At 43.1% G+C, this 10,988-nt stretch carries 10 protein-coding genes; 8 read left to right on the forward strand and 2 right to left on the reverse strand.

Annotated elements, in window-relative coordinates; translation table 11 throughout:
* Positions 1-575 precede the first annotated feature (575 nt).
* The 5 genes from prfC (at position 576) to CWC03_RS22415 (ending at position 6,399) form a co-directional block, all read left to right on the forward strand.
* Positions 576-2,165, forward strand: a complete 1,590-nt coding sequence (gene prfC, locus CWC03_RS22395; RefSeq protein ID WP_128726727.1) for a peptide chain release factor 3 — start codon at positions 576-578, stop codon at positions 2,163-2,165.
* Between the two features lie 24 nt (positions 2,166-2,189).
* Positions 2,190-3,932, forward strand: coding sequence for an arginine--tRNA ligase (gene argS / locus CWC03_RS22400; protein WP_138583729.1), 1,743 nt, complete (start codon positions 2,190-2,192; stop codon positions 3,930-3,932).
* A gap of 68 nt (positions 3,933-4,000) precedes the next feature.
* Positions 4,001-4,642 carry a pyridoxamine 5'-phosphate oxidase gene (gene pdxH, locus CWC03_RS22405; protein WP_212748167.1) on the forward strand — a complete coding sequence of 214 codons (642 nt, stop codon included), beginning with the start codon at positions 4,001-4,003 and terminating at the stop codon, positions 4,640-4,642.
* The gene (locus CWC03_RS22410; RefSeq protein ID WP_138583731.1) at positions 4,608-5,411 is read left to right on the forward strand and encodes a TatD family hydrolase; all 804 of its coding nucleotides are present in this window, start codon (positions 4,608-4,610) and stop codon (positions 5,409-5,411) included. The genes pdxH and CWC03_RS22410 overlap by 35 nt, the downstream gene beginning before the upstream one ends.
* A 433-nt stretch (positions 5,412-5,844) precedes the next feature.
* Positions 5,845-6,399 (forward strand): hypothetical protein, encoded by a 555-nt coding sequence (locus tag CWC03_RS22415; RefSeq protein ID WP_138583732.1) that lies wholly within the window; start codon positions 5,845-5,847, stop codon positions 6,397-6,399.
* Between the two features lie 78 nt (positions 6,400-6,477).
* On the opposite strand, the gene CWC03_RS22420 is transcribed toward CWC03_RS22415, so the two are convergent.
* Positions 6,478-7,206: a thioesterase II family protein gene (locus CWC03_RS22420; RefSeq protein WP_138583733.1), complete on the reverse strand. Its 729-nt coding sequence runs from the start codon at positions 7,204-7,206 to the stop codon at positions 6,478-6,480.
* A gap of 69 nt (positions 7,207-7,275) precedes the next feature.
* Positions 7,276-7,932, reverse strand: a complete 657-nt coding sequence (locus CWC03_RS22425) for an AhpA/YtjB family protein (protein WP_138583734.1) — start codon at positions 7,930-7,932, stop codon at positions 7,276-7,278.
* A gap of 95 nt (positions 7,933-8,027) precedes the next feature.
* Between CWC03_RS22425 and serB the strand changes: the two genes are divergently transcribed.
* The 3 genes from serB to CWC03_RS22440 all read left to right on the forward strand — a co-directional run bounded on the left by serB (position 8,028) and on the right by CWC03_RS22440 (position 10,234).
* On the forward strand, positions 8,028-9,041 hold the full coding sequence (serB, locus tag CWC03_RS22430) for a phosphoserine phosphatase SerB (RefSeq protein WP_138583735.1): 1,014 nt from the start codon (positions 8,028-8,030) through the stop codon (positions 9,039-9,041).
* Between the two features lie 166 nt (positions 9,042-9,207).
* Positions 9,208-9,480, forward strand: coding sequence for a helix-turn-helix domain-containing protein (locus tag CWC03_RS22435; protein ID WP_095727217.1), 273 nt, complete (start codon positions 9,208-9,210; stop codon positions 9,478-9,480).
* 151 nt (positions 9,481-9,631) lie between these two features.
* Positions 9,632-10,234: a hypothetical protein gene (locus CWC03_RS22440; RefSeq protein ID WP_138583736.1), complete on the forward strand. Its 603-nt coding sequence runs from the start codon at positions 9,632-9,634 to the stop codon at positions 10,232-10,234.
* Positions 10,235-10,988: the final 754 nt, after the last annotated feature.

Here is a 10,988-nt window from a genome sequence, read left to right on the forward strand (position 1 = left end):
GGCTCTACAACAGGTTCAGGTTCTACAACAGGCTCAGGTTCTACAACAGGCTCAAGTTGTTGAGCTGTGGTGTAATCTGTTTGAGTAGGCAAGTTGATAAATCTTCCCTTAATACTTGAGTGCTGAGAAGATATTTCCATTGGTTCAGGTGTTGAGGTCGCTGTCCACGCAAAAGCAATACCTCCAATATGAATAGCAATAACAAGGAGACATAAACTGAAGGAAGCGACATCAAAGGTTTGCAGCCGCAAAGCTTTTGTGTGTGAGGTAGGCACAACTACGTACATCCGTTATAAATTCAAATGCAAATCATTATCAATTTACCTGTTTTGTGTTGAATATACAAGCTGTTTGTCCTTGAAATAGGTAACACTTCAAGGTGATTACCTATACTGCCTTAAGGCCAGTTAAAAGCTGTAAACACGAATAAAAAATAAATATCGTAGAAAAATCGCTCTGTGATTGAGTATCTTGGCAAGATAGGCGAAAATAGACGATTAACTGATATTCATAGCCTGAGTAGGGCAGAAAACAGTCGTCTGTACTGTACTCAAAATAAGAGAAGATTTTAACCGATGTCAAACGCTTCAATTCCTCAGGAAGTCTCAAAAAGACGGACTTTCGCGATTATTTCGCACCCGGATGCGGGTAAAACCACCATCACCGAAAAAGTACTTTTATTCGGAAAGGCGTTACAAAAAGCCGGTACGGTTAAAGGCCGTGGCTCAAACCAACACGCCAAATCTGACTGGATGGAAATGGAAAAAGAACGTGGTATCTCGGTAACAACTTCTGTGATGCAGTTTCCATATAATGATGCCTTAGTAAACCTACTAGATACTCCGGGACACGAAGACTTCTCTGAAGATACTTATCGTACGCTCACCGCTGTTGACTCATGCTTGATGGTAATCGATGCGGCAAAAGGTGTAGAAGACCGTACCCGTAAATTAATGGAAGTAACGCGCTTACGTGACACGCCAATCGTTACCTTTATGAACAAATTGGACCGTGATATTCGTGACCCAATGGAGCTACTTGATGAAGTAGAAACCGAGCTGAACATCATGTGTGCGCCGGTGACTTGGCCAATTGGCTGTGGTAAAGAATTTAAAGGTGTTTATCACATTCACCGTGATGAAACGATTTTGTACCAAACCGGTCAAGGTCATACGATCCAAGACAAACGCGTGATCAAAGGGCTAGATAACAGCGAGCTTGACGCCGCTGTGGGTGAAAGCCTTGCGGAACAACTTCGAGAAGAGCTTGAGTTAGTAATGGGTGCCTCGCACGAGTTTGACCGTGAGTTGTTTTTAACTGGCGAATTAACTCCTGTGTTTTTTGGTACGGCACTTGGTAACTTCGGTGTTGACCATATGCTTGACGGGTTAACGGAGTGGGCGCCAACGCCACTACCGCGTCAAACTGATGAGCGCGAAGTGAAAGCCGATGAAGAAAAGTTCTCTGGTTTCGTGTTTAAAATCCAAGCAAACATGGATCCAAAACACCGCGACCGTATCGCCTTTATGCGTATTGTATCTGGTAAATATAGCCAGGGCATGAAGATGAATCACGTGCGCCTTGGCAAACAAGTCAGTATTGCGGATGCGGTAACCTTTATGGCGGGTGACCGTGAGCGTGCTCAAGAAGCATTCGCGGGTGATATTATCGGTCTACATAACCACGGTACGATTCAAATTGGTGATACCTTCACACAAGGTGAAACGCTTAAATTTAGCGGTATTCCAAACTTTGCACCTGAGCTATTCCGTCGCATTCGTCTAAGAGATCCACTGAAGCAAAAGCAGCTCCTAAAAGGGTTAGTACAGCTTTCTGAAGAGGGTGCGGTACAGGTATTTAGACCACTTATCAATAACGACCTGATTGTAGGTGCGGTTGGGGTGCTGCAGTTTGACGTGGTTGTGGCGCGCTTAAAGTCTGAATACAACGTTGATGCAATTTACGAGAGCGTAACGGTTCAAACCGCGCGTTGGGTAAGCTGTGATGACGAGAAGAAAATGGCTGAATTCCGCCGCAAGTGCGAGCAAAACTTGGCACTAGATGGGGGGGATAACCTAACTTACATCGCACCAAGTCGCGTAAACCTGAATTTATCGATGGAGCGTTACCCTGACGTGAAGTTCCATGAAACCCGTGAACACTAATCGCTGCGCATTAAAGGAAAACAGATGAACATCAAAAGTATTTTAATTGAAAAAGCCAATGCAGCGATGCAAGCGGCTGGTATCCCTGAAGGTACAAACCCTGCGGTAACACAAAGCACGCGTCCACAGTTTGGTGACTACCAAATTAACGGTGCGATGGGAGCTGCTAAAGCACTAAAAACTAACCCAAGAGAGCTGGCACAGAAGATCATCGATAATCTAGACGTTGCCGAACTTGCTGAAAAAACAGAAATCGCAGGCCCTGGTTTTATTAATATTCACCTCAAGCCTGAGTTTTTAGCTACAAGCCTAGAAGCGGCAAATAATGATGCCAAGCTAGGTGTTGCTGAACATGCTACACCTGACAAAGTTGTGGTCGACTTTTCTTCGCCAAACCTTGCTAAAGAGATGCACGTTGGTCACCTGCGCTCAACTATCATTGGTGATGCTGTTGTGCGTGCCCTTGAGTTCCGTGGTGACACTGTTATTCGCCAAAACCATATGGGCGACTGGGGTACCCAGTTTGGTATGTTGATAGCACACCTTGAAGATTTGCTGAACCAAGGTGTTGACCTTGAAAACGTTGCGCTAGCGGATCTTGAAAGCTTTTATCGCGATGCGAAAAAGCGCTTTGACGACGAAGCTGGTTTTGCCGATAAAGCCCGTGATTACGTAGTAAAACTACAAGGCGGTGATGCGCATTGTAAGAAGCTATGGGAAATGTTTATCGACACCTCAGTTAAACATTCTGAAGAAGTATACGGTAAACTGAACGTGACGCTTACGCGTGATGATATCATGGCAGAAAGTGCATACAACGACCGTCTTACTGGCGTGATTGAGCAGCTAAAAGAGAAAGGCATTGCGGTTGAAGATCAGGGCGCTCAAGTTGTGTTCCTTGACGAATTGGCAAATAAAGACGGTGAACCTTCCGTATTTATTGTGCAAAAATCAGGTGGTGGTTTCTTATATTCGACGACTGATTTGGCAGCCTGTGATTACCGCTCAAATGAGCTAGATGTTGATCGTATCCTAATTTTTGTTGATGCGCGCCAGGGCTTACACTTCAACCAAGTTGAGATCACAGCACGTAAAGCGGGTCTTTTAAAAGACAAAACCAGCTACGAGCCAAGCCTGTTCGGTACAATGATGGGTAACGACGGCAAACCGTTTAAAACACGTACTGGCGGTACGGTTAAGCTGTCAGACTTACTTGACGAAGCGGTGAGTCGTGCGACAGAAAAGCTTGCTGACAGGGCCTCAGACCTATCTGATGAAGCACGCCAAGAAATAGCACGTAAAGTGGGTATTGGTGCGGTGAAGTACGCCGATCTGTCAAAACACAGAACCAGTGATTATATCTTTAACTGGGATACGATGCTGAGTTTTGAAGGAGCCACAGCGCCATATTTGCAGTACGCCTACACTCGTGTTCGTAGTATTTTCCGTAAGGCAAACATGGATAGCGCCAGCCTAACTGGTCGCATTCAAATTCAAGCACCGCAGGAAAAGGCACTTGCACTTAAACTGCTGCAACTTGAAGAAGTACTTGATCTGATGATCAGCGAAGCAACGCCACACGTATTATGTAGTTATTTATATGAGCTCGCGAGCTTGTATATGACATTCTATGAAGCGTGCCCAATTTTGAAAGATGATGTAGCAGCAGACGTTCGCGAAAGTCGCCTCTTGTTATGTAATCTGGTTGCTAACTCACTGAAAACCGGCCTAGATTTGCTTGGTATCGAAGTGATGGAGCAAATGTAAGTTCGTTTTAACTTGCATTAATGTATACTGAAAGCCGCTTTATAGCGGCTTTTTTTGTTAAGGAAATTGTGATGAAACTTGAAGACATTCGCAGAGAATATACCAAAGATGGTTTACGTCGTGAGATGCTAAAAGACACACCTGTTGCGCAGTTTGAAACCTGGTTACAGCAGGCGATTGATGCTAACTTTACTGACCCAACAGCGATGGTCGTCGCTACGGTCGACGAGCACGGTCAGCCGTCTCAACGCATTGTTTTACTCAAGCATGTAGACGAGCACGGTTTTGTCTTCTTTACCAATACCGGTTCACGCAAAGCGCAAGAATTAAAACAAAACAACAAGATATGCTTACACTTTCCGTGGCATGAAATTGAGCGTCAGGTTATTGTGTACGGTGAAGCTATTCCGTTACCAACCAGTCGTGTTGCCAAGTATTTCTTATCACGACCAAAAGAAAGTCAGCTTGCAGCGTGGGCGTCTCAGCAATCGCGCCCCGTGTCATCTCGTCAAGCCTTGATGCAAACCTTTAGTAGCATGAAAGACAAATTCGCTAAAGGCGAAATCCCACTACCTGACTTTTGGGGCGGTTATTGCGTGGAGCCGACTAAAGTTGAGTTTTGGCAAGGTGGAGAGCACCGTCTTCACGATCGCTTTATGTATGTGAAGCAAGCCGATGGTAGTTGGGAAATTGAGCGGCTCAACCCATAAATTCGCCTTTATAGATAGTCACTGTCACCTCGATTTCAGCGAGTTGGCAGATGACCTAGTTACCCATATCAAAGCTGCCCATAGCAATGGTGTTGAACGCTTTGTCGTGCCCGGCGTTACGCTCAAGCAGTCTCTAAAGCTTGTTGAGTTTCAAGCACATCATCCTCAATGTGAAATCGCCGCGGGATTACATCCTTATTTTATTGGCGAACACTGCGACGACGATATGGCTGCGTTGGTAGAGTATGTAGTGCACAATCGTACCCAACTGTGTGCGATAGGAGAGTGCGGCATTGATACAACCTGCGGTGCGCTTGAGCGGCAAATTGCGCTGTTTGAAGCGCATATCGCACTGAGTAATCAGGTAAAGCTTCCGCTAATCGTCCATCACCGTAAAAGTCATCACCTAATTGCTGCTGCTTTTAAAGGTGTTAAACCAAAGTATGGTGGGGTGATCCATGCCTTTTCAGGCTCAAAGCAACAGGCCGAATATTATATTGCTCAGGGTTTTAAGCTCGGAGTAGGTGGCACAATCACCTATCCAAGAGGCGAAAAAACAGCACAGGTAATATCACAGCTGCCGCTTGAAAGCTTAGTATTGGAAACCGATTCGCCGTCGATGCCGTTACATGGTTATCAGGGGAGGCCGAATTCTCCTAAGCGAGTCGTCCAAGTATTTGATTGGCTTTGTGAATATCGAAGCGAAACCCCGAGCGAGATTGCCTCAGCGCTCTATCGAAATACCACGCAGTTGTTTGGTTTGAGGTGAATTTATGATGTCGAGATAAATCTCGACCTACGAGTCAATATCACAAATGGGATATAAAGCCATACCTATCAGCAATAGATAACCCGTGTAGGAGCCGGTTTACCCGGCGATCTTGATGCTTTTACCCATTTCTACCAGCAATAGAAAAGCAGGTGTAGGAGCCGGTTCACCCGGCGATCTTTAAGCTTTAAACGCGATATAGATCAGTAATTTCATGCCTCGCTCTAGGGCATAACATAATATAACCTTAACGTGTTCACTTCTGGTTAATGCTTATACACTTAATTTCAGTTCTCATATTTTTTGGACGAAAAAGCTTAAACATACCATTAAGAGGTTTTCGCTTGTACGGGGTTAATCTCAGGCCGAACTAAGAAATCACCAACAGTTACAGAACAAAACTAGAATTAATCACAACAGGGATTGAGTTGTTATGTTTAAAATAATTTTACTTGCCGCGTTAACGTTCACCTCAAACCTGATAATTGCGTCACAAAAAGTGAACCCTTTTCCAAGCTTATCTTGTAGTAATAAGGTCCATATCAGAGTTGTTGATCTGGTTTATTGTGTAGATAGCACGACACTATCAAAAATTAACTTTTTAGAGCTAAGTAACCAAACTGTGGTCGTAACTAGCCAAGATCAAAATGAGTTGGCAATTGCGTTAAACCCACCGGAAATCTCACTTGGTGATATGCATAAAAAGTTGAATATGAGTGTAAATGAATTTTTTCATGTCCTGTATCATTCAGATCCTAAAGTAAAAAACATAGCAAAGCTCCGCTCGGCTTTTGACATAGACGAAAAAAATCCGATGAGTATGTACCAAAACGGCGATATTTTTGCTTTTGTCGTTATGGGAGAAAATCAAGACTACGATAGGGTTTACATTAATAAAAAAGGAAGCGATGTTATCTATCAGATAAGTGGCGAGTTTAACCAATCTCAGTTAAATCGCATTCTCTCCTCGCTTATTTTGGATTTGTAACATAGCTGTTCACCTTTTAAAGAAGGAGCCGGTTCACCCGGCGATCTTTATGCTTTTCTGGCATAGCATTAAAGCTACTTAAGCCAATTGCTGATTAATAATTGAGATCATCTCATCAGCGTATTGGTGAATAAAAAAGTGCCCACCGGCAAATTCGGTAAGCTGATATGGCTGTGTCGTTAGCTCCTGCCAAGCTGCAATATGTTCATCTACTATCTCGTCATCGCTGCCATGAAATACATGAATGGGAAGTGGTAAGGCTCGTTGCTCTGCAACATAGGTATCTGCAATTTTAAAATCCGCGCGTAGCAAAGGGATAAGTAGCTCCATCAATTCTTTGCTTTCGAGCACTTCTTTTGGTGTGCCATTTAAGTCACGAAGCTCAGCGATAAATTCATCGTGTGGCAAAGCATGTAAGAAACGTTTACCAGACTTGCAATGTGGTGCGCGGCTTGCGGATGCGAATATTTTTTTAGGCGTTGGTAAGTTTTCTACGAGTAATTGAGAAGCCAATGCGTAAGAAATGCGACTGCCTAAGCTGTGACCAAAAAATGCAAAAGGCTTGCTGGTAATGTAGTCATGGTAAAACATCAGCTCTTCAATTACTTCGGACATGTTATCTATGGCGGGCTCTACGAGACGGGCGCCACGCCCGGGAAGCTGAACAAAAACGAGTTCAACATTTTCATCTGCTTTTTCGATCCAAGATGAAAATATGGCGGGAGAGCCACCAGCATATGGGAAACAAAATAACCTAAGCTCCGCATTTGGATTTGGTTTTGGGGTAACAAAAAGCTTGCTGTTCATATCCCTTGTCATTAATTCTTATTTTATGTTGGTTGTTATATTATCAATTTATTTACACAGCTAACAGCGTTAGCCTTGTTCTAATTTATTATTACTTTCGTCTGGTGCTGGTAGCATCTTTACTTTCTTGCGAATTTTGCGTTTTACTTCCCAGCGTTTTAATGCTCGACCTATTTGCCATGTGAATACCATCGTAATCACCAGCATCAGTAAAACGACTCGTCCAAGTTCGTGGAAATGAGAGTGGCTTTGAGACATAGCAGCTTCTGTCAGATAGACCATATTGACGAACCCAAGAGGCTGTCCCATCGGCGTATATACTGGTTCAGAAATAATGCTTTTGGTTTTGCTTAGCCCAGGTAAGGTTTGAGGTAGTTGCTGATAATCCGTGGGTGAGGAATTACCGTCGTTACCAACAACAAAGCGTCCTTGATAATCATAAATCGCAACTTGAAGTACAAAGTCATCGCTAGCGAGGTGATTTGCCAGTGCGCTGAGTCTTGGCGTATCACTACGAGAAAGGGGCAATGCCACATTTTTTGCGAGCTGCTTGGTGAGGCTCCTTGCGGTAAGGTCGGCGCCATTATGGAGCAAACGATGAGATTCAAAGCTGGTATTAAACGCAAGCCAAGTCACCATAATTAAGCATGTTGCGGCGATGCACAGGCGAAACAATCTGCGCCCTCGGGTTGAGTTTAACACTTCTAATACATGTAAATTTTTCATATTTATCGCATATTGCCCGCTTTTGCTAAGGTCTAGTGCTGACAGCTTAGCGCAATCATGTTAAAAATCGGCTTAACGCTATCAAGGAGCAACTTATGCCGTCAATCATTCAATTCGCTAATAGTGCACTAAACACACCAATTCAGGAACATATGGCGCTTGATCATTGGTATAGTTGCCAAGGTAACATAAGCCTCACACAAGTAAATCAATTACCTGAGACAACAGCTCAATCAATATGCTTTTTTGGCCTAAATATACAATTGCAACACCTTGTGGAAGTCGCGAAATTTCTTCGAACATTTGCTATCGAGCAAACTTATTTTACGGCATATCAACCTCATGAACAGCTCCCAGTTGCATTGGGCATGCGTTTTAACGCATCGCAAATGCCGAGTAAGGCTGAGGTGAGGCATTTTGCCAAAAGCATTAATGCGCAAGGTGCGATTATAACACAAGCTCCTACTTTAGCAGAGCCTGGGTTACTTGTGATGGATATGGACTCCACCGCAATTCAAATTGAATGTATTGACGAAATTGCTCGATTGGCCGACCGATATGATGAAGTGGCATCTGTCACCGCACAGGCAATGGCCGGGGCACTCTCTTTTTCTGAAAGTCTACACCGCCGCGTTGCATCACTTTCTGGCGTACCGTTATCACAAATTCAATCATTAAAAGAAAACTTACCGCTAATGCCCGGCATAGAACTGTTGTGTCAGGCGCTCAAACAGCATCACTGGCATCTTGCCATCGCCTCGGGTGGCTTTACATGGTTTGCAGAATCATTGATAGAGCCACTCCAGCTAGACGCTGTATTTGCCAATACCCTAGAGGTGGAAAATGAGCAGCTCACTGGCAAAGTGCTAGGAGATATCGTCGATGCCGACAAAAAGGCAGAAGTGCTAGGTCAACTTGCAACCCAATATGCAATCCCAATGACTCAAACAGTTGCCATTGGTGATGGCGCAAATGACTTAGTGATGATGGCAAACGCCCAGCTAGGTGTAGCAATCCATGGTAAACCAAAAGTGGTAGAAAATGCCGACGCGGCTATTTGTGAAGGATCTTTGTTACAACTGTTATATTTGCTAGGTGTGCCGAAATAATCGGCATTTATAAAAACTAAAGCCTGTTAAGTGTTGTTGATTTTTTGTGTTTTTTTGTTATCCTCTAGGAGTTTCAGGCTCTATAATAGTTGAAATGCAGAAAGCTTTTGCAGCAAGTTTTGTATTTCAATGTTAATTACAACATTTTAGCAGGGATATAACAGCTTTGTTTTTCTTTAAAAACAGTATATCAGGTGATGACCTTCGCGCACTTAGAAAGCGTAAAGGGGTCTCCATGCAAAAAATGGCAGATAAAATTGGTGTGTCTCTCAGGACGATAGAAAATTGGGAAACCGGTGTCGGTCAGCCTAGAGTCGATCAGTTTTTGCAAATATGTATCTATTGCTCTATCGATATTAAAGGTTTGATGCATCAAATCAGGGAATGTGATGCTGAGCAAGATACACATAGAAATGATAAATTTGCTTCTAAAAAATAGACTTACCTTTCTTAACTGTGACCGCTTTAGTGTTATACATTCAATCTTGAATGTATAATCCGTGTTTAGTGTGGCAGTTTAGTACCTCCGTCACTGAATTTAGCTACAAAATTATTTTTAAAATAACATTTAAGGCTTTGATCCTGAAACTATGAAGCTGCTATTAGCATTGCATTTTACCCTTCTAAGTGTTCTGTATTTAGATCATCCTTTTTTAGATCGTTTGGGCGTTATTACGGCGCTTATTGTGATCATGATTTGGTATCGAGACAATGTGAATGCTGTACATATCTGTGCAATTCAATTAGTTATAATGATACTAGGGTATGCAGCATTCCATTTTAATGTCTTTGCGTTGCATGAAGACTCGTTATACCTTTGGAAAAATACACGTATTTATACGATCCATTTAATAACCGATGTAGCTCACTTTATTGCTTTAGCATATCGTCCAGCGCTTTCTAGAGTAATACTTAGAATGCGTAATAAATCTTGTGAAAACGTACATTTTACTATCTCTGATATGACGTTAATGACCGTAAGTCTGTTGTTTATTTTAGTGGTCTTGTTAGCGATGTTTGAAAACTTTATTCGCAACCTTGATTACCTTGGTTTCGATGAAGAATTCGCCAAGCAATTTTGGGACTGGAACTGGGTTTTTTATAACTATCCGACGATAAAAAGTATTTTAGCCGGTGTTGAACTATGGGCTATTCTATCTATCACAACGCATGCTAAAAAGCTGAAATCATAGGTTTAAACCACTGTCCCTGACTGGTTTCGACGCCCATCCATGGGCTACGACATACTTTTCTTTGATGCCCAAAGAATCGTTGCGCAAAAGAAAGGGCACTCCCAACATCACGCATACTCCTCAAGTAAATTACCAATATGAACGTCACCGCGGTGTAAGGGCCATCCTTGGCCCTGTCACCGCTTTTCACGCATCCATGCGTTGAAATGACTCATTGGCAATTTATTTTCGGGTGTGATGAGGGAGACACAAGACGCTGATAAATTCTTGTGGTGCTTGCAAGCAACTATGTTTCTGATGGCTTTGTGGACAGCTAACAGACAACTTATTTCCCCCTTCATCACACCCGAAAATCATAAGTCGATATGCAATGTGCCGACAGGATGTCGGCCAAGTCTTGTCAGGCACAGGGACGTGCCTTACAAGACGGTTGCACTATGTCGGCTTAGGATTTGAGGATTAAGTGTGATGTTGGGGCGACGTTTTCTTGGTTCGTTCTTTTTCGTCGTTTAAAAAGAATGAACGAGGAGCGCATGGATACGCTTTGATATCTGCCAAGGAGGGCAAGCTGACACCGCTTTCATTTGGCTTGAGATGTAAAAACAGTCCGTTATGCCAAAAGATAACCATTCGAATGCTGAATAAAAAAATGGGTTAAAAATGCTTGTCTTTTATGTAACAATAGCGCGCAAATAAAAACCAATCGCAGCACACTAGGAAGTAGTCCTGTGTATTGGTCCGCACTCTTTATCAA

The sequence above is a fragment of the Pseudoalteromonas sp. S2755 genome (assembly GCF_005886535.1).
Lineage (GTDB): Bacteria > Pseudomonadota > Gammaproteobacteria > Enterobacterales > Alteromonadaceae > Pseudoalteromonas.